The organism is Streptomyces sp. NPDC032721, assembly GCF_055579625.1.
Window position 1 is genome coordinate 139,481 of record NZ_JBVIMX010000002.1, and the last position, 19,129, is coordinate 158,609.

Genomic DNA, 19,129 nt, shown 5'->3' on the forward strand with positions numbered 1-19,129 from the left:
AACCCCCGCGGTGTTCCTCTTGAGCGGCCGCTCAAACAGGGCTTGAGCGGCCGCTCAACATCACTTCGGAGCCCATGCCACTACGCGGCGATTGTCACTTCGGGTCCACCGCGTACGCCTCCACCGACCACAGCGAGTACCCGAACCGGGTGGCCCGCTCGTCACCCTGCACCCGTACGAAACGGGCGTCGGCCGCATCGAAGCGGACCGTCTCCCGGCCGCCCCTGCCGTCCCGCACGGTGGCCGCCGTACGCCAGGTGCGCCCGTCGGCCGACACCTGCACCCGGTAGGCCTTGGCGTACGCGTCCTGCCAGGACAGCACCACAGCGCCGATCCGGGCCGGCTCCGGCAGCTGTGCCTGCCACCACGCGGAGGGCCCGGCAGGCGACGACCAGCGGGTGCCCGGGTCACCGTCCGACGCGGCCGCCGCCGGGAAGTCGGCCGTCTCGTCGCCCGAGGACGACGGAACCGCACCGCGCAGCAGATCGGCCCCACCGGTGCGCGGAGCGGCCCGTACGGTCAGGATCTGCTCCTCGCCGTCCGCGAACGACACCGGGATCCGGTACTCGCCCGCCGGAGTGCCCTTGGCGACCTTGATCTCCAGCGGTACGGAGGCGTCCGTCCCGCGCGGTACGACCGTCGCCTTCGGCACCACCACCTGCACCCCCTTCGGGGCCTTCGCGAGCAGTTCGCCGCGCACCTCGCCGGGCCGACGGCCGCTCAGCGCCGCCTCCACGCGCGCGGGGGCGCCGCCGATCTCCACGTCCGTCTCCTTGCGGGACAGGGTGAGCCGGGCCTGCGGTTCGTCCTCGAACCACGGCACCACCCGCCGCACCTTCGGCGCCCGCGCACCCCAGGCGAGGCGCACCGCGTCCACGCGCGTGCCGCCGACCGTCGTCTGCGTCCAGCCGTCGCCGGTCAGCACGCCGGCCCGCCGCCAGCCCTCGCCCGGCACGTGCACCTCGACGGTGGCGTCCGTCGCGCCGGGTTCCGCCATGGTTGTCACCGCCGTCACCGGGCGCGGGCGCCCCAGCCGCACCGTGTACGAACCCGGGCCGTGCGAGACGTCGTCGGGCGCGCGGTCCGCGCCGGTCCAGGCGGCACCCTGGCGCACCGCCTGCGACAGGAACGGGTCCAGCACCCCCTTGCCGACGGTGACCCGGGGCCCCTTCAGCGCGGAGCGCGAGGCATCCAGGGCGAGCGAGGCCCGCCAGGCGGCGGCACCCTTCCCGGCGGCCTGGGCCTGGAGCATGTCGACGGCCTGCTCGCCCGCCGTGCCGTACAGCGCGAACCGGTCCATCCAGGGCCGCACCTCGTCGTCGAAGGCACCCCCGGCGGCCCGGTCGAGGCGCTTCGGGGTCTCCTTCATCACCGTGAAGGCGGCCCGCAGCCGCACCGCCGCCGCATCGCGCTTCGCCGCGTCACCCGACGAGCGGGACTTCCAGTAGGCGTCCATCAGCGGGCGCAGGTACGCCGATTCGTGCGACGGGTCGAGGATCGAGGAGGCGTGGTTCCCGGCGAAGGCACGCATCGCCTCCCTGGCACCGCTGTCGTCGCCCGCCAGATCGTCGATCGCCGCCCGCCACGACTCCTGCGGCCGGTAACCGCGCGGATTCCACGCGAAGTCGGCGGCCGTGAACAGCGGAATGCGGGACGCGGAGGGCTGCTCCATGGCATTGGACAGCAGGGCGGCGCTGCGGCTCGCCACGGCCGGTTCCCGGCCCGTGTAGGGGCCCAGGAAGATGCGGTCCTGCGCGTAGTCGTTGACCGGGTAGTTGTCCATCGTCACCAGCGGGTGCCCGAACGCGGCCCGGGTGGTGACCAGTTCGCGCCCGCTGATGGTGCGCGGCACCGCACCCACCCCGGTCCACGCCACCTGCACGCGCGGGTCCAGCTCGGCGGCCAGCGCGCGGCGGTAGGCGGTCGCCCCCGACTGGTAGAACTCGGTGGGCATCATCGACAACGGCTCGGCGCCCGGGTGCCGTTCGGCGAGGTGGCGGGCGACCGCACTGGCCACGCGCGCGTGGGCCCTGGCCGCCGCCTCGGGACCCGACCCGAAGACATCGGCGTCCTGACCGCAGTGCCACTCGCTGTAACTGACGTCCTGGAACTGCAGCTGGAAGACCCGCACCCCCAGCGCCCACATCGACTCCACCTTGCGGACCAGCGCCCTGACGTCACGGTCGTCCGACATGCACATCGCCTGCCCCGGAGCCACCGCCCAGCCCAGCGCCACGTGGTTGCGCCGGGCGTGCTCGGCGAGCACCCGGAATCCCGCCCGCTCGGCCGCCGGGTACGGCTCGCGCCACTGCGCCTGACGGTACGGGTCGTCACCCGGCGCGTAGAGGTACCGGTTCTGCTTGGTGCGGCCCATGAACTCGATCTGGTCGAGCCGCTGTTCGGTGCTCCAGGGGCGCCCGTAGAACCCCTCGGTCATGCCCCGCACGGCCGTGCCCGGCCAGTCCCGCACCGCGACCCCCGCCACCTCGGAGCCGCTCCTGCCCTGCCGCACCAACTGCCGCAGGGTCTGCGCCGCGTGGAACATTCCGTCCGCGCCGACACCGTCCAGCGCGACCGTGTCCCGGCCCGCGAGCTGCCCCACCGCGATCCGGTAACCGCCCGGGGGCAGGTCACCACGGGCCGGTGCGCGCAACTCCCGCAGGGCGTCCTCGGCGTCACCCGCCCGTACGACGAGACCGCGCGGCGGCAGCGGCTCGCCCGGGGCGATCTCGTAGAGGGTGTTGGCGCCCGCACTCCTGAGCACACTGCGCAACGCGTCCACGGCGTACGGGTCGGTGCCCGGCGCCACCACGAGCACGGCCTGGTCGCCGACCGGCACCGCGGCCCCGGCGGCGCGCATCGACTGCGGGCGCGGCCACACCGGCGGCAGAGCGGAGTCGCTGTCCCGGTCGCGGGCGGCGGGAGCGGGGACGTCCGGGGCGGGCGGGGCGGCAACAGCCCCCGGCGCACCGCCGAGCAGACCGCCCATCACGGCGAACGCGACGGCGGTCGCGCCCCTTCTGCGCCCCAGTTGCACGCCGCACTCCCCGCTTTTCGTCGTTCTTTTGTTCACGCACTGTCGCGTACGCGCGCCGAGCCCATCACCCGCCCGCCAAGGGTGTCAATGCGGGCACCTGTTGTGTCGCATTTGCCGGAGGGGGTGTGGCGGACAGTCTGCGGCCGTCCGTCCGGTTCCTTCAACTTCTTCCGCCAACTCCCGCCACCGGGAACCAAATGTGACCCGGCTCACGTTCAACAACCGTAAATGTCTGTAGCTCCGCCCTCTGGGTATGGCTGCTGTAGTCCGCGTCCCCCATCAAGGGAGGCCCTCCGTGGCCGCTTCCGCCCAGCTTCTCCTCTCGGCCCTGTCCAAACAGGTCTCGGGACCCGACTCGGGTCTCGACGGATCCTGCGCCTGCGGCTGTGCGGAGCCGCCCCTCACCAGCGAGCCGCCGCTCGCCGATGCCGCGCCGCTGACCAGTGAGCCGCCGCTCACCGACGCGACGCCCCTCACCAGCGAGCCGTCGTCGTACGGAACGGCGTCCGGCATGGAGTACTCGGGGTTCTGATGGCAGCAGCACTTGCGCGTCTGGCAGGGATGCACGGTGTTGCCACTTCGTACGCGCCCTCCGAGGGGCGCAGTGTTCTCGTGCCGGACGGCACTGTTGTCGCGGTGCTCGCCGCCCTGGGAGTCGACGCGAGCTCGGCGGAGGCGATCGACGCCGCTCTCGCCACGCGCGAGGCCGCGCTCCGTGCCGCACCCCTCCCGCCGACCGTCGTCCTGTGGCGGGACGACACCGGCCCCCCGGACGTACTGGCGGAACTCCCCGCCTCCACCCGGGTACGGGTGGAGACCGAGCAGGGGGACGTCGGCGAGTGGGAGTTACCGGAGCAGGAGGACGAGGCCCGAGAGCGCGAGTGCTGGGAACAACTGCCGCTGGGCGTGCACCGCTTGGAGGCATGGCTGCCCGACGGGCGGCGGGGCAGCTGCCACCTGGTGGTCGCACCCGCGCGCGTGCCGCCGGTGCGCGGGCCACGGCACGGACTCCTCGTACAGCTCTACTCACTGCTGTCCGGCCGGTCCTGGGGCATGGGGGACCTGGGTGACCTGCGGGAGCTGGCCGGTTGGGCGGGGCGCGATCTCGGGGCCGGGTTCGTCCAGGTCAACCCGTTGCACGCGGCCGTGCCCGGGGCGCCGACCGACCCGTCCCCGTACCGGCCCTCCTCGCGCCGGTTCCCCGACCCGGTGCACCTGCGGATCGAGGACGTCCCCGAGTACGGGTACGTCACCGGCGAAACCGACCGGGCACGGCTCGCGGAGCTGTCCGGACGGGCCGCCGTACTCCGCGCGGACGTCCTGCACAAAGGGGCGCTGATCGACCGCGACGCGGTCTGGGAGCTCAAGAAGCAGGCCCTGGAGATCCTCGCGCGCGTACCGCTGGGGCCCGGCCGCCGGGCCGCCTACTGCGCCTTCCTCGCCGAGCAGGGCCGCGCCCTGGAGGACCACGCCACCTGGTGCGCGCTGGCCGAACTCCACGGGCCCGACCGCGCCGCCTGGCCCGGCGGCCTCGCCGACCGGGACTCCGCCGACACCGCCCGCGCCCGCACCGCCCTGCGGGACCGTATCGACTTCCACTCCCGCCTCGCCTGGCTCACCGACGAACAGCTCGCAGCCGCCCAGCGGGAGGCCCGCAGCGCCGGGATGACCGTCGGACTCGTCCACGACCTCGCCGTCGGCGTGCACCCCGGCGGAGCCGACACCTGGGCGCAGCCGCACGCGTACGCGCGGGGGATGTCGGTCGGTGCGCCCCCGGACGCGTTCAACGGACACGGCCAGGACTGGGGCCTGCCGCCCTGGCGCCCCGACGCACTCGCCGCGTCCGGCTACGCCCCGTACCGCAGTCTGCTCCGGGGCATCCTGCGGCACGGCGGCGCGATCCGCATCGACCACGTCATGGGGCTCTTCCGGCTGTGGTGGGTGCCCGAGGGGCACGAGCCCGCCGACGGGACGTACGTCCGCCACGACGCCCGGGCCATGCTCGCCGTACTCGTCCTGGAGGCCCACCGGGCCGGTGCCGTCGTCGTCGGCGAGGACCTCGGCACGGTCGAGCCCGGCGTCCGCGACGCACTCGCCGCACGCGGCGTCCTCGGCGCCTCGGTGCTCTGGTTCGAGCGCGACTGGACCGGCACCGGCCGCCCGCTGCCCCCCGACGCCTGGCGCGAGGGCTGCGTCGCCACCGCCACCACCCACGACCTGCCCTCCACCGCCGCCCGCCTCACCGGCGACCACGTCGCCCTGCGCCACCGCCTGGGACTGCTCACCCGCCCGCCGGCGGAGGAACGCGCCAGGGACGCGGCGGAGGTCACCGAGTGGCTGACGTACCTGGCGGGCCTCGGCCTGCTGCCCGAGGGGCTGGGCGGCGGCGGGAGCCGCGACGAGGAGGCGGCGGTGCGCGCCGTGTACCGGTTCCTGCTGCGCACCCCGGCCCGGATGGTCGGGGTGTGGCTGCCGGACGCCGTGGGCGACCGCCGCCCGCAGAACCTCCCCGGCACCTGGGACCAGTACCCCAACTGGCGGCTGCCCGTCGCCGACGCCCGGGGACGCCCGCTCACCCTGGAGGAACTGGCCTCGTCACCCCGGCTGCACCGGCTGATGGAGGTGTTCGCGCGGGAGCCCTGACCGGGCCCCAAGAACCTGGCCCCGACCCGGCCGCGACCCCGCCCGGACCCCTTACGGCACCCCCGGGCGCGCGCCCCGCTCGGGCGTTCGCTACTTTTGCACCGTGGACAAGAAGAACGCTCTGCGCGCCGGCGCTGTCGCGACCGGTACGACGCTGATGATGCTGCTCCTGTCGTCTCCCGCGCTCGCGGCCGTACGGGACGACGGTGACGACCCGGGCCCCGGCCTGAGTGTCGCCGAGACCCTCGGTCTCTTCGTGGCGGCCCCGATCGGCCTCTTCGTGATCATCGCCGGACTGGTGATGGTCCTGGACAAGTCGCGCAAGCAGGTCTGACCCGCTCGCACTTCTCCGAGGGCGCTGTTGTTCCGTACGACGTACGGGTCAACAGCGCCCTCGGTGCGTTTCCGATGCCCTTCACCATTCAGTTCTGCTGAAGAGAACCGTCGAAAAGTTTCGATGGACCTGAATAACCCTGCGGTGTGACGGTAGAGCCCTCACCGAGATCCACCGATCACCCAGGGGGCAGCGATGGCAGTACTGGACCGCATCCGCACACCGAGCACCCACATCCGCACACCGAGCACCAAGACGACGGCCACGGCCACCGCAACGGCCTCCGCGACGGTCAAGAAGGGCGCCGGACTCGGCCTCCTCCTCGCCCTCCTCGCCACCGTCGTCTGGTCCGGCAGCTTCGTCACCTCGCGCGGACTGCACGATTCCGTCCCGCCCGTCCAGGCCGCCTTCTGGCGCTGGATCGTCGCCCTGCTCGCCGTCGCCCCCTTCGCCCTGCGCGAGACCTGGCGCCAACGCGCCCTGATCCGCCGCCACCTGGGCTTCATCACCCTCGCCTCGCTGCTCGGCGTCACCGTCTACAACACCCTGGTCAACCAGGCCGGACTCGACACCCCCGCCGGCACCATGGGCATGATCATGGCCGCCTCACCGGTCGTCATGGCGGTGTACGAACGGCTCGGCGGGCAGCGCCTGGGTGCCCGTCGCATCGTCGGCATGCTGATCGCCTGCGCCGGAGTGCTGCTCCTGGTCAGCAAGGGCTCGCTCACCCTCGGACTGTCCGTCGGCGCGTTCTGGATGATCGCCGCGGCCCTCTGTTTCGGCTCCTACAGCGCCCTCCTGCGCCGCAAGCCCGCCGAACTCGGCGGCCTCGCCTTCCTCTTCTGCACCTTCGTCCTCGGCGCGCTGATGCTGGCCCCCGCGTACGGCGTCAGCCTCGCCGTCCAGGGCGGCTTCGAGTTCCGGGCCGGTACGGTCGGCCCGCTGGTCTACGTCGGCGTGTTCTCCTCCGCCGTCGCCTTCTTCGCCTGGAACAAGGCGATCTCGCTGATCGGCGCCGCCCGGGCCGGAGTCGTCTACTACCTGCAGCCGGTGTGCGTGGCCCTGCTCTCGTACGCCGTCCTGGGCGAGCGGACCGGAGTGCTCCAGATCCTCTGCGCGGTGCTGATCCTGGGCGGCGTGATCCTGGGCGCGACGGCCGCGCGCCCCGGTCGCCGCAGGGCCGGCTGAACGGTCAGTAAGTGGGCCTGAGGACCTGCCCCGGCTGCGCGACGGCCGGGGCGATCAGCTGTGGCACGGTCACGAAGGTGTACCCCTGCTTCTTCAGCTTCGCGATGATGCCGGGCACCGCGGGGACCGTGCCGTCGTAGATGTCGTGCAGCAGCACGATCCCGTCCCGCTTCGCCTGCGACAGGACGCGCGACTCGATGAGGGCGGAGTCTGTCGTCGAGTAGTCCCTGGCGGTGTTGTCCCACAGCACCAGCGCCAGGCCGAGTTCGCGGGCGACCCCCGCGACCATGGGGTTGGTACGTCCCTGGGGCGGGCGCATCAGGGTGGGGGCGCGGCCGGTGACCTCCTCGATCGCCTTCTGGGTGCGGGCCAGTTCGTCCCGTACCTCGGCCTCGCTGAAGTTGACCAGGATGCGGTGGGTCCAGGTGTGGTTGGCGACCTCGTGGCCCTCGCGGGACATCCGCCGCACCACGTCCGGATAGCGCGTGACGTGCTTGTCGCCGAGCAGGAAGAAGGTCGCGGGCACCCGCTCCCGCTTCAGGGTGTCGAGCAGCCGGGGGGTGTCCCTGCCGGGGCCGCCGTCGAAGGTCAGCGCGATGCACCTGGCGACCCGGCAGTCCACCTTCCCGGACTCCTTCGCCTTGGCGTCGGCGTCCCTGCCCTGGGCCACGCCCGCCTGGAAACGGACCAGGTCGGGCGCGTTCGGCTCGACCGAACAGCCGCTCAGCGCAAGCGAGATGGCGGCCAGTGCCGCTGCGACTGCCGTACGTCCGAAACTTCCGCGACCGCTCATGGCCCGACCGTATCGCCCCTCCCTCCCGCATGGGCGGGGCGAGAGGTTCCGGTTGGATTCCGGATCCGGATAGGTTGCGGGCATGGCCGAGTGGGACATCAAGAAGCTCCGCATCCTGCGCACACTGCGCGACCGGGGCACCGTGACCGCGACGGCCGAGGCGCTGCTGATGACGCCCTCGGCCGTCTCCCAGCAGCTCTCCAACCTGGCGAAACAGCTCGACGTGACGCTCCTGGAGGCGCACGGCCGGCGGGTCCGCCTCACCGACGCCGCACACCTCGTGCTGCGCCACGCGGAAGCCGTCTTCGCCCAACTGGAACAGGCCGAGGCCGAGTTGGAGGGGTACGCGCACGGGGACGGCGGAGAGGTGCGGATCGGCGCCTTCTCGACGGCCGTGCCGGCCCTCGTCGTACCGGCCGTACGACGGCTGCGCGAGAGCCACCCGCGCCTGGAGGTACGGGTGCGGGAGGCGGAGGCGGCCGAGGCGTACGAACTGCTGGCGGCGGGCGAGGTCGACCTGGCGCTCTCGCTGGCCGCGCACGCGCCCACCGAGCGGGACCCGGCCTTCGCGCGCGTGCCGCTGCTCGCCGACCCCCTGGACGTGGCACTGCCCGCCGGGCACCCCCTCGCCGACAAACCGGGGCTGCGGCTCGCGGACTTCGCGGGGGAGCGGTGGATCTTCGGCGGGAGCGGGCCCTGGTCGGAGATCACCACGGCGGCCTGCGAGGCGGCCGGGTTCGTGCCGGAACAGGCGCACAGCGCGGCCGGCTGGACGGCGATCCTGGCGATGGTGGAGGCCGGGATGGGCGTGGCACTGGTGCCCCGGATGGCCGTCGCGGAACGGGCCGTGGGAGGTGTCGCGGTCCGGGTCCTCGGCGCCGACCAGCCCCGGCGGCACGTGGTCGCGGCGGTGCGGCGCGGGGCCGAGAAGGGGGCGGGGGTGGCGCGGGTGCTGGGAGCCCTGCGGGGCGTGGTGGGCGACGGGTAGGGGTGCGGGGCCGACCACGAGGACCATTCGCGCTTGCTTAACAGACCTTTCGGAAACATTCGATGGACCTGCGGGTTCGGGTGGTTCAGAGTCGGAGCCATGACGACGAAGCCCGCGCTCCAGGAAGACCCGCACGCCAACGACGCCGCCCCGTACGCCGGAGGCGACCCGTACGCCGACTACCGGACCGCGGGCGACGACACCGCCTCCTTCGCGGAGCTGGTCGACCTCGCCGACCGGCGCCTCGGCGCGGGCGTCATCGCCGCCAACGACGAGTTCTTCGCCGAGCGCGAGAACCTCCTGATCCGCGAGCGCGCCGTATTCGACCCCGAGCACTTCGGGCACAAGGGCAAGATCATGGACGGCTGGGAGACCCGCCGCCGCCGCGGCACCGACGCCGCGAACCCCTTCCCCGAGGCCGAGGACCACGACTGGGCGATCGTGCGGCTCGGCGCCGCCGGGGTGATCCGGGGCATCATCGTCGACACCGCCCACTTCCGCGGCAACTACCCGCAGCGCGTCAGCATCCAGGCGACCGCCGTCGAGGGCTCCCCGAGCCCCGAGCAGCTGCTCGCCGACGACGTGAAGTGGGAGGAGGTCGTCCCGCTCACCCCCGTCAAGGGCCACGCCGCCAACGCGTTCAGGATCGACCTGGAGCGCCGCTTCACGCACCTGCGCCTGTGCCAGCACCCCGACGGCGGCATCGCCCGCCTCCGCGTGCACGGCGAGGTCGTGCCGGACCCCGAGTGGCTCCAGCTGCTCGGCACCGTCGACCTCCTCGCCGTACAGAACGGCGGAACGTACGAGGACGCGTCGGACAAGTTCTACTCGTCGCCCACCCAGATCATCCTGCCGGGCACCTCCCGCAAGATGGACGACGGCTGGGAGAACCGCCGCCGCCGGGTCCGCGACACCAACGACTGGGTGCGCTTCAAGCTGCTCGCCCAGGGCGCCGTCCGCGCCGTCGAGATCGACACCGCCTACCTCAAGGGCAACTCGGCCGGCTGGATCGCCCTCAGCGGCCGCAACGGCGAGGACGGCGACTGGTTCGAGATCCTGCCGCGCACCAAGCTCCAGCCCGACACCCTGCACCGCTTCAAGCTCCCCGCGCAGGCCGTCGCCACCCACGTGCGCCTGGACGCCTTCCCTGACGGCGGCGTCGCCCGGATGCGCCTGCACGGCACCGTCACCGAGCAGGGCCAGGCCGAACTCAAGGCCCGCTACGAGGAGCTGAGCAACTAGCAACTGCAACTAGCAGGCAGCAGGCAGCAGGCAGCAGGCAGCTGCGACAGACCTCCGTGCGTGCGGTGGACAGCGAACCCGCACGCACGGATTACAACGAGAGGGCCCCGGCGCACACCCACCCGCGCCGGGGCCCTCTTCCTCGTTCCGCCGGGTTACGAAGCGGCTGCCTCGTCCGCCGCCTGCGCCTTGAGCGCCCGCTCAACACCCGAGCGGGACTCCGTCACCAGCCGCCGCAGCGCCGCACTCGGCTCCGCCGACGCCAGCCACGCGTCCGTCGCGTCCAGGGTCTCCTGCGAGACCTGGAGCGCCGGGTAGAGGCCTACGGCGATCTGCTGCGCGATCTCGTGCGAACGCGAGTCCCAGACGTCCTTGACCGCGGCGAAGTACTTCTCCGTGTACGGAGCGAGCAGTTCGCGCTGGTCGGTCTGGACGAAACCGCTGATGGCGGCCTCCTGGAGCGAGTTGGGGAGCTTGTCGGACTCGACGACCTCCGCCCACGCCTCCGCCTTCGCCGCCTCGGTCGGACGGGCCGCCCGCGCGGACGTCGCGTGCTGCTTGCCCGCCGAGGTGTTGTCGCGCGTCAGCTCCGCCGCGATCTCGTCCTCGTCGAAGATCCCGACGGCGGCCAGCCGTCCGACGAACGCCCAGCGCAGATCGGTGTCCACGGCCAGACCCTCGATCGACTGCGAACCCTCCAGCAGCCCCCGCAGCAGTTCCAGCTGCTGCGGCGTACGGGCGGTCGCGGCGAAGGCCCGCGCCCACGCCAGCTGGTGGTCACTGCCCGCCTTCGCCGACCGCAGGTGCGCCAGCGTCGCCTCGGTCCACTGGTTCAGCCCCGCCTCGCGCCAGGACGGCGCCGAGTACAGGTCGAGCGCCAGCTTCACCTGACGGTGCAGCGACTGCACGACGCCGATGTCCGACTCCTTGGAGATGCCGGACAGCACCAGCGCCAGGTAGTCGCGGGTCGCCAGCTCGCCGTCGCGCGTCATGTCCCAGGCCGAGGCCCAGCACAGCGCACGCGGCAGCGACTCGGTGAAGTCACCCAGGTGCCCGGTGACGAACGCCAGGGACTCCTCGTCCAGCCGCACCTTCGCGTACGACAGGTCGTCGTCGTTGAGCAGTACGACGTCGGGGCGCGTGCGGCCCACGAGCTGCTCCACCGGCGTCAGTTCGCCGTCGACGTCCAGCTCGATCCGCTCGGTGCGCACCAGCTTGCCCGCCGCGTCCAGGTCGTACAGGCCGATCGCGATGCGGTGCGGACGCAGCGTCGAGGTGCCCTTGGCGCCCGCGGGCAGCGCGGGGGCCTCCTGCTTGACGGAGAAGGCGGTGATCCTCCCCTCGCCGTCCGTCTCGACGACCGGGCGCAGCACGTTGATGCCCGCCGTCTGCAGCCACTTCTGCGACCACGTCTTCAGGTCACGGCCGCTCGTCTGCTCCAGCGCACCGAGCAGATCGCTGAGCTGGGTGTTCCCGAAGGCGTGCGCCTTGAAGTAGGACTGCACCCCCCGGAAGAACTCGTCCTGGCCGACGTACGCGACCAGCTGCTTCAGTACCGAAGCGCCCTTCGCGTAGGTGATGCCGTCGAAGTTGACCAGGACGTCGTCCAGGTCACGGATGTCCGCCATGATCGGGTGCGTGGACGGCAGCTGGTCCTGCCGGTACGCCCATGTCTTCATGGAGTTGGCGAACGTGGTCCACGAGTGCGGCCACTTCGAGCCCTCGGCGTACGCCTGGCAGGCGATGGAGGTGTACGTGGCGAACGACTCGTTCAGCCACAGGTCGTTCCACCACTCCATCGTCACCAGGTCGCCGAACCACATGTGGGCGAGCTCGTGCAGGATCGTCTCGGCGCGCGTCTCGTACGCCGCGTCCGTCACCTTGGAGCGGAAGACGTACTGGTCGCGGATGGTCACCGCGCCCGCGTTCTCCATCGCGCCCGCGTTGAACTCCGGCACGAAGAGCTGGTCGTACTTGGCGAACGGGTAGTCGTAGTCGAACTTCTCCTGGAACCAGTCGAAGCCCTGCCGGGTGACCGCGAAGATGTCGTCCGCGTCCAGGAACTCGGCCAGCGACGGCCGGCAGTAGATGCCCAGCGGCACCCGCTGCCCGTCCTTGCCCACGTACTCCGAGTGCACCGCGTGGTACGGGCCCACGATCAGCGCGGTGATGTACGTGGAGATCCGCGGCGTCGGCTCGAAGACCCACACGTCGTCCTTGGGCGCCTCGGGCGTCGGCGAGTTCGAGATGACGGTCCAGCCGGACGGCGCCTTCACGGTGAACTGGAAGGTCGCCTTCAGGTCGGGCTGCTCGAACGAGGCGAACACCCGCCGCGCGTCCGGCACCTCGAACTGGGTGTACAGATAGGCCTGTTCGTCGACCGGGTCGACGAATCGGTGCAGACCCTCACCGGTGTTGGTGTACGCGCAGTCCGCGACCACCTTCAGCTCGTTGGCGCCCGCCTTCAGACCGGCCAGGGCGATCCGCGAGTCCGCGAACACCGCCTTCGCGTCCAGGGACTCGCCGTTGAGCACGACCTCGTGCACGGTGGGCGCCACGAGGTCGATGAAGCTCGCCCCGTCCTCGGCCGCCTCGAACCGCACCGTGGTCCGGGAGCGGTACGTACCGCCCTCCTGCGCACCACTGAGGTCGAGCTCGACCTCGTACGCATCAACCGTGAGCAGCCGAGCCCGCTCCTGCGCCTCTTCGCGGGTCAGATTCGTACCAGGCACCTGTCATCTCCTCGGATCGTGACGTTCTGGCCCATCCTTCCACGGGGTGGGCACCTCACGGGAGGGAGATTTTGCGGTGCGGAGGCTTCCGGGTGCCCGGATGACGTGGGAAAACGGGGCAGGACCCACAAAGGTCCCGCCCCGCCCCTGCCGTACCGCGGTCCGCCGGCCCGGTGTCAGCCCTTGAGCTCGGCCGCCACCAGCTCCGCGATCTGCACCGCGTTCAGGGCGGCGCCCTTGCGGAGGTTGTCGCCGGAGAGGAACAGCGCGAGGCCGTTCTCCACGGTCTCGTCCACGCGGATGCGGCCGACGTACGAGACGTCCTGGCCCGCGGCCTCCAGCGGGGTGGGGATCTCGGAGAGCGCCACACCCGGGGCGCCGCCGAGCAGCTCGTAGGCGCGGGCCACACTGAGCGGACGCTCAAAACGCAGGTTGACCTGGAGCGAGTGGCCCGAGAAGACGGGGACGCGGACACAGGTGCCGGAGACCTTCAGGTCCGGGATCTCCAGGATCTTGCGGGACTCGTTGCGGAGCTTCTGCTCCTCGTCGGTCTCGAAGGAACCGTCGTCGACGATGCTGCCCGCGAGGGGGAGCACGTTGAAGGCGATCGGCTTCTTGTAGACGTTCGGCTCGGGCAGCTCGACCCTGTCGCCGCCGTGGGTCAGCTCGGCGGCCTGGTCGACGACCTTCTTCACCTGGCCGTCGAGCTCGGCGACACCGGCCAGACCGGAACCGGACACGGCCTGGTACGTGGTGGCGATCAGCGCGGTCAGCGTGGCCTCGTCGTGCAGCGGGCGCAGCACCGGCATCGCGGCCATCGTGGTGCAGTTCGGGTTGGCGATGATGCCCTTGGGGCGGTCCGCCACCGCGTGCGGGTTGACCTCGGAGACCACGAGGGGCACCTGGGGGTCACGGCGCCAGGCGGAGGAGTTGTCGATGACGACCGCGCCCTGGGCGGCGACCTTCTCGGCGAGCGCCTTGGACGTGGCACCGCCGGCGGAGAAGATCACGATGTCGAGACCGGTGTAGTCGGCCGTCGAGGCGTCCTCGATGGTGACCGGCTTGCCGTCCCACTCCCGCGTGGAACCGGCGGAACGGGCGGAGGCGAACAGGCGCAGCTCCTTCACCGGGAACTTCCGCTCCGCGAGGATCCGCAGCACAACTCCGCCGACCTGACCGGTGGCTCCGACGATTCCGACCCTCACAGTGACTCCTCTGTGCGACACGTATGCAGGTACGACGACCTGCGGCGTTGACACCCATGATGCGCGCGGTGCCGTCCGGCTTGTCCAATCGATTGTCCGAAGGACGGGACAGGGGGCACCTGCCCCGGTAATCCTCGACCCATGACTGTGACAAAGAACAAGTGGACACCGACCCACGGCGACCCCTACCGGCCGGTGCCCTACACCCCCGCCCGGATGGACCGCGCCGAATCCCTGGCCCGGGCCGCCGAGCTCCGCACCCGCATGGACGAGCGGCGCACGGTCCGCCAGTTCTCCGCCGACCCCGTCCCCGACCAGGTGATCCGCGACGCCATCGCCTGCGGCGCCACCGCCCCCTCCGGCGCCCACCAGCAGCCCTGGACCTTCGTACTCGTCAAGGACGCGGAGGTACGCCGCCGGATACGCGAGGCGGCCGAGGCGGAGGAGCAGATCTCCTACGAGGGCCGGCTCGGCGAGGAGTGGCTCGACGCACTGCGCCCGCTGGGCACCGACGAGGTCAAACCGCACCTGACCGACGCCCCCGGCCTGATCGTGGTCTTCCAGCAGCGCTACTGGCTCGCCGAGGACGGCACCAAGCGCAAGCACTACTACGTCGACGAGTCGGTGGGCATCGCGGTCGGCATGCTGCTCTCCGCCCTCCACCTCTCCGGCCTCGCCGCCCTCGTCCACACCCCGAGCCCCATGCGCTTCCTGGGCGAGGTGCTGGGCCGCCCGGTCAACGAGAAGGCGTTCGCGGTGATCCCGGTCGGCTACCCGGCGGACGACTGCATGGTCCCGGACCTGGTGCGCAAGACGCTGGACCAGGTGATGGTCGAGATCTGACCGTACGCACGGGAAAGGGGCGGACCGGAGTCGTTCCGGCCCGCCCCTCTGTTCACGTACCCCTACAGGTACTTACTGCGCCACTGCCGCAGTACCTACTGCGCTACTGCGTGACCTTGTCGATCTGGACGCTGCCCAGACCGGCGGCCGTACCGCGCGCGTTGACCAACTGGACCTCGCCGAAGAACTGACGGCCGGCCGGAGCCGCACCGCCGACCTTCACCTCGGCGGAGACCTGCGCCGAACCGCCGACGCCGAGCTGCACGGTCTTCGTCTCGTCCGTCACGACCGAGCCGAGCGCCGGGTCGAAGAAGACGTCCCGGTAGTCGTACGCCGTCGTACCGGCCGGGACGGAGTAGCCGTCCACGACGATCTGGTACGTGCCGGCCGCGGGCTTGGCGATGCTGACCGCCTCGTCCGAGGAGGCCTCGGCGGACTTGCCGACCTCCTTGCCGTCCTTCAGGACCACCAGGTCCAGGTCGGCCTTGACGTCGGCGGGGTTGCCGATGGCGACGTTCAGACGCTCGACGCCCGCACCGATGGTGACCGTGGTGACCTGCTGCTCGCCCTCCTTGATGGACGGCTTGGCGATCTTCGCGGAGCCCAGCGAGCCGCCCTTGAGCTTGCCCGTCAGGGGACCGAAGGCGTTGGTGACCTTCCAGTCGACGGGGGCCGGGGTGCCGACCTTCGCCTCGGGGACGACCTTGACCGCCGGGTCGAAGTCCACGCCCATCGCCGTCACGTCCAGCGAGTACGGGTTGTCGGCCAGCGGCGAGGTGCGGCGCGCCTCGACCTCGATCTCCCAGACGCCCGGGGCCGGGTTCGGGTACGAACGCACGTCGGGGCGGCAGGTGTTGGCGGGGTTGTTGTAGTTCGGGTAGCAGCTGATCGTCGACGTCGGGTCGACCGGCACACCGACCGGGTGGATCGCGACGAACCGGGTCTGGCTGTCCTTGGCGAGGTTGCCCAGCGCCACCTCAAGGGACTTGGCGCCCTTGGGGACCGTCACGAAGTACGAGGTCGGGGCGTTGCGCTGGACCGAGCCCTGGGCCTTGAAGCCGTACCCCGGCTGCGCCAGCTCCTCGGAGGCGACGACCGTGGTGAGGATCTGCTTGTCGATGCCCTCGGTGGCCTTGTCGGACACCTCCAGGATCGCGCTGTGGATGCCCGCGGTGCGGGGCTGCGCGGAGACCTTGACGGTGACCGGCTTGTTCAGCGGCAGCTTCACGACGTCGTTGCCGACGACCTTGAACGTGCCGTCGTTGTTCTCGAAGTGCAGCTCGTGGCGGACGTCGCCGGCCGGGCCCGAGGTGCGGGTGACCGTGATGTCGTAGACCTTCTTCTGGCCCTTCTTCAGGCCGCCCTCACGGTCGTAGAGACCGGTGCCGAAGCCGGGTACCTTGAGCGCCTCGTCCATCGCGGTGTCGACCGGGGCCTTCACCGTGTACTCGTGCGCGGCCGCGTTCTTCTTGATCGACTTCCAGGCGTCGACCACGTTGATCAGGCCGGCACCTTCCTCGTGGGCCTGGGCGCCCTTGATGTGGTCGGCCTGGCTGACCAGCGCGGTGCGCAGCTTCGCGGGCTTCAGCTCGATGCCGGCCTGCTTGGCGGCCGACAGCAGCAGCGCCGAGGCGCCCGCGGCCTGCGGGGAGGACATCGAGGTGCCCTGGAGCATCTGGTAACCGGCCGGCAGCTGGTAGCCGGACTCGGCGACCGGGCCGCCGGGCAGCCAGGTCTGCGTGGTGTTGATCGACGCGCCGGGCGCGGTGATCGTCGGCGCGAAACCGCCGTCCTCGCGCGGGCCGCGCGAGGAGAACGGCATCATCGCGTACTTGGTGCTGACGGCCGAGCCGTAGTTGGCGGCCCAGGTCTCCTTGGAGATGGACGCGCCGACCGAGATCACCTTGTCGGCGAGGGCCGGGTCACCGATGGTGTTGGTGCCGGGGCCGCTGTTGCCGGCCGAGATGACCAGCTGGACGCCGTAGGTGTCGATGAGGCGGGTGTAGAGGGCGGCACGCGCGTTGTTGCCGTCGTTGAGCGCCGGCAGACCGCCGATGGACATGTTGACGATGTCCACGCCGCGCTTGGTGACGAGGTCGATCATGCCCTCGGTGAGCGCGACGTTGGTGCAGCCGCCGCTCCAGGTGCACGCGCGCGAGGAGACGAGTTTGGCGCCGGGCGCCGCACCGTTCATCTTGCCGCCGAAAAGACTGTGGGCGGCGGTGATGCCGGCGACGTGGGTGCCGTGCTCGCTCTCGATGACACCGATGCTGACGAAGTCGGCCTTGTCGCCCGCCGCGTTGTACTTGACGTCCTTGCGGGTCTCCACGACGAACGGGATGCGCTCGGCGACCTCGGTCGCCGGGTCGTCCTTGCCGAAGTAGCCGACCTGGAACTTGTCCTTGTACGGGCTCATCGCGGTCTCGTCCGCGAAGTCGCCGTCGTTGTCGAGGTCGACGCGGACGGTACCGGCGGCCGGGTCGTACAGGACGCCCCACACGTCGGTGGTGTCCTTGTCCCGGTTGAGGTCGCCCTTCATGTCACCGCCGAGGGTGGCGGCCTCCGCGAAGGTGTTGAACTTGTACGTCCCCGCGGGCGCCGACCAGGTCCGGCCCGCCGCCGTGAAGGTGGGGCCGCTGACCTCGGTGGTCATCGGACGCCAGGTGCCGTCACCGTCGGCGACCGGGTCGGTGGCCGTCACCCAGTCGACGATCTTGCGCTCGCCGGTGGTGGTCTTCTGCAGCGCCGGGTGGCCCAGGTCGACACCGGAGTCCAGGACGCCGATGGTGATCCCCCGGCCGTCGGCCTTCGGGTTCTTCTTCACGAACTCGACGGCACCGGTCTCGAAGGACGGGTTGTACGGGTTCTCGGCCGGGGTGTTCTTCCCCGGACCCGGGTACGTGCCCTTGGCGGCCGCCGGCGCGCCCTTGGCGCGGTCCCCGGCCGGGGTCGGGTCGTCGAGCTCGATCTCCTGCTTCAGGTCGATGCCCTGCACGCTGGAGAGCTTGGCGGCGGCCTTGAGGGCCGCGGCCGCCTGCGCGGTCGGCAGGGTCGCCCGTACGTAACCCAGCTTGTCGTCCGTCCGGCCCACCGTGGCGCCGCGCACCGCGTCGAGCTGCTGGGCGACCTGCTCGGTGGCACCGGGGGCGGTCGCCACCATCACGGTGACGTCCTTGGCGCCCGAGGCCTCGGCCTTGGCGAGCAGCTCCTCGTCCGGTGCGCCCAGCTTGGCGCCGGAGGACTTGGCCGCCGGCGGGTTGGGCACGGGGGTGTCGGCCGCGAGGGCCGGCAGCGGCGCGCCCGCGCACAGCGCCGCCACGAGGGAGGCGGCAAAGGTTATTCGGGCGGTACGTCTCGCGCCGGAGCGGCGCGGAGCGTCCTGGGCATCGACAGTCATGTGCATGCATCCCCGGGTGAAAGAAATGAACAGGGTTGTGAAAGAAACGGTCCGAATTCCGGTATCCCGTGACCGGTCAGCATGACGTAAGTGACTGTTGTTTGGGGAGAGTTGCCTGAGGCGAAACCCAGTTGTGACGTACATCCGCCACTGACCGCTCTCCGCCACCCCGGTGACTTCGCCCGTCCGAAGAGCAATCCACAGCGGCACTGACTAGCCTCGGCAGATGAACGCAGAGCTGAGAGTGGCCGCCTACGCGGTGTGCGTACGGGAAGAGAAGGTGCTGCTGGCGCGCTGGGTGGCCCGCGACGGGGCCAAGCGGTGGACACTGCCGGGCGGCGGTCTCGAACACGGCGAGGACCCCCTGGACACGGTCGTCCGGGAGGTCGACGAGGAGACCGGCTACACCGTCGAACCGGTGCAGCTCCTCGGCCTCGACTCCATCCGCCGCCGCTACCCGCGCAGGCTCGGGTCCTTCGCCGACTTCCAGGGACTGCGCATCGTGTACGAGGCGAAGGTGACGGGCGGCGAGCTGCGCCACGAGACGGGCGGCTCCACCGACCTCGCCGCCTGGCACCCGCTGAGCTCGGTACCGGGGCTCGACCGGGTCGAACTGGTGGATACCGGACTGGAGTTGTGGCGCAGCCGGCCCGCCACCGGCCGGGTCGAGCAGCCCGGCCCCGGACGCCACCGGCCGCCGAACCACTGACGCTGGGCGAGGAGCGGG

13 protein-coding genes are annotated in these 19,129 nt (G+C 71.5%); 8 read left to right on the forward strand and 5 right to left on the reverse strand.

Annotated features, from left to right (window positions below; genetic code table 11):
- Positions 1 to 94 precede the first annotated feature (94 nt).
- Positions 95 to 3,037: a beta-N-acetylglucosaminidase domain-containing protein gene (locus tag ACZ5PB_RS06870; RefSeq protein WP_468688479.1), complete on the reverse strand. Its 2,943-nt coding sequence runs from the start codon at positions 3,035 to 3,037 to the stop codon at positions 95 to 97.
- 295 nt (positions 3,038 to 3,332) lie between these two features.
- Here ACZ5PB_RS06870 and ACZ5PB_RS06875 point away from each other — a divergent pair, with 295 nt between their 5' ends.
- The 4 genes from ACZ5PB_RS06875 to ACZ5PB_RS06890 all read left to right on the forward strand — a co-directional run bounded on the left by ACZ5PB_RS06875 (position 3,333) and on the right by ACZ5PB_RS06890 (position 7,202).
- A complete protein-coding gene (locus ACZ5PB_RS06875) occupies positions 3,333 to 3,569 on the forward strand; it encodes a hypothetical protein (RefSeq protein WP_468688481.1) in 237 nt (78 codons plus the stop codon).
- Positions 3,569 to 5,680: a 4-alpha-glucanotransferase gene (malQ, locus tag ACZ5PB_RS06880; RefSeq protein WP_468688483.1), complete on the forward strand. Its 2,112-nt coding sequence runs from the start codon at positions 3,569 to 3,571 to the stop codon at positions 5,678 to 5,680. The genes ACZ5PB_RS06875 and malQ overlap by 1 nt, the downstream gene beginning before the upstream one ends.
- A 103-nt stretch (positions 5,681 to 5,783) precedes the next feature.
- A complete protein-coding gene (locus ACZ5PB_RS06885) occupies positions 5,784 to 6,014 on the forward strand; it encodes a hypothetical protein (protein ID WP_189824193.1) in 231 nt (76 codons plus the stop codon).
- Positions 6,015 to 6,209: 195 nt separating this feature from the next.
- Positions 6,210 to 7,202, forward strand: coding sequence for a DMT family transporter (locus ACZ5PB_RS06890; RefSeq protein ID WP_468688485.1), 993 nt, complete (start codon positions 6,210 to 6,212; stop codon positions 7,200 to 7,202).
- A 4-nt stretch (positions 7,203 to 7,206) separates the two neighbouring features.
- Here ACZ5PB_RS06890 and ACZ5PB_RS06895 read toward each other — a convergent pair whose 3' ends face one another.
- Complete coding sequence (locus tag ACZ5PB_RS06895) at positions 7,207 to 7,995, reverse strand: polysaccharide deacetylase family protein (protein WP_468688486.1); 789 nt, start codon at positions 7,993 to 7,995, stop codon at positions 7,207 to 7,209.
- A gap of 82 nt (positions 7,996 to 8,077) precedes the next feature.
- Between ACZ5PB_RS06895 and ACZ5PB_RS06900 the strand changes: the two genes are divergently transcribed.
- Both ACZ5PB_RS06900 and alc read left to right on the forward strand, forming a co-directional pair.
- On the forward strand, positions 8,078 to 8,983 hold the full coding sequence (locus ACZ5PB_RS06900) for a LysR family transcriptional regulator (RefSeq protein ID WP_468688488.1): 906 nt from the start codon (positions 8,078 to 8,080) through the stop codon (positions 8,981 to 8,983).
- Between the two features lie 99 nt (positions 8,984 to 9,082).
- Positions 9,083 to 10,225, forward strand: a complete 1,143-nt coding sequence (alc, locus tag ACZ5PB_RS06905) for an allantoicase (protein WP_468688489.1) — start codon at positions 9,083 to 9,085, stop codon at positions 10,223 to 10,225.
- Between the two features lie 155 nt (positions 10,226 to 10,380).
- Here the strand turns inward: alc and pepN are convergent, their stop codons facing one another.
- Together pepN and ACZ5PB_RS06915 are read right to left on the reverse strand one after the other, a co-directional pair.
- Positions 10,381 to 12,957: an aminopeptidase N gene (gene pepN, locus ACZ5PB_RS06910; RefSeq protein ID WP_468688491.1), complete on the reverse strand. Its 2,577-nt coding sequence runs from the start codon at positions 12,955 to 12,957 to the stop codon at positions 10,381 to 10,383.
- A gap of 176 nt (positions 12,958 to 13,133) precedes the next feature.
- Positions 13,134 to 14,162 (reverse strand): aspartate-semialdehyde dehydrogenase, encoded by a 1,029-nt coding sequence (locus ACZ5PB_RS06915; RefSeq protein WP_468688492.1) that lies wholly within the window; start codon positions 14,160 to 14,162, stop codon positions 13,134 to 13,136.
- 141 nt (positions 14,163 to 14,303) lie between these two features.
- Here ACZ5PB_RS06915 and ACZ5PB_RS06920 point away from each other — a divergent pair, with 141 nt between their 5' ends.
- Positions 14,304 to 15,005 (forward strand): nitroreductase family protein, encoded by a 702-nt coding sequence (locus tag ACZ5PB_RS06920; protein WP_468688493.1) that lies wholly within the window; start codon positions 14,304 to 14,306, stop codon positions 15,003 to 15,005.
- 103 nt (positions 15,006 to 15,108) lie between these two features.
- On the opposite strand, the gene ACZ5PB_RS06925 is transcribed toward ACZ5PB_RS06920, so the two are convergent.
- Positions 15,109 to 18,402, reverse strand: a complete 3,294-nt coding sequence (locus tag ACZ5PB_RS06925) for a S8 family serine peptidase (RefSeq protein WP_468688495.1) — start codon at positions 18,400 to 18,402, stop codon at positions 15,109 to 15,111.
- A gap of 226 nt (positions 18,403 to 18,628) precedes the next feature.
- Here ACZ5PB_RS06925 and ACZ5PB_RS06930 point away from each other — a divergent pair, with 226 nt between their 5' ends.
- Positions 18,629 to 19,111, forward strand: a complete 483-nt coding sequence (locus ACZ5PB_RS06930; RefSeq protein ID WP_468688496.1) for an NUDIX hydrolase — start codon at positions 18,629 to 18,631, stop codon at positions 19,109 to 19,111.
- Positions 19,112 to 19,129 lie beyond the last annotated feature (18 nt).

Bases quoted from the DNA above. Each gene is read 5' to 3' on its own strand.
- ACZ5PB_RS06900 (WP_468688488.1), top strand. From the start codon at position 8,078: ATGGCCGAGTGGGACATCAAGAAGCTCCGCATCCTGCGCACACTGCGC.
- ACZ5PB_RS06930 (WP_468688496.1), top strand. From the start codon at position 18,629: ATGAACGCAGAGCTGAGAGTGGCCGCCTACGCGGTGTGCGTACGGGAA.
- ACZ5PB_RS06925 (WP_468688495.1), bottom strand. From the start codon at position 18,402: ATGACTGTCGATGCCCAGGACGCTCCGCGCCGCTCCGGCGCGAGACGT.
- alc (WP_468688489.1), top strand. From the start codon at position 9,083: ATGACGACGAAGCCCGCGCTCCAGGAAGACCCGCACGCCAACGACGCC.
- ACZ5PB_RS06920 (WP_468688493.1), top strand. From the start codon at position 14,304: ATGACTGTGACAAAGAACAAGTGGACACCGACCCACGGCGACCCCTAC.
- malQ (WP_468688483.1), top strand. From the start codon at position 3,569: ATGGCAGCAGCACTTGCGCGTCTGGCAGGGATGCACGGTGTTGCCACT.
- ACZ5PB_RS06895 (WP_468688486.1), bottom strand. From the start codon at position 7,995: ATGAGCGGTCGCGGAAGTTTCGGACGTACGGCAGTCGCAGCGGCACTG.
- ACZ5PB_RS06890 (WP_468688485.1), top strand. From the start codon at position 6,210: ATGGCAGTACTGGACCGCATCCGCACACCGAGCACCCACATCCGCACA.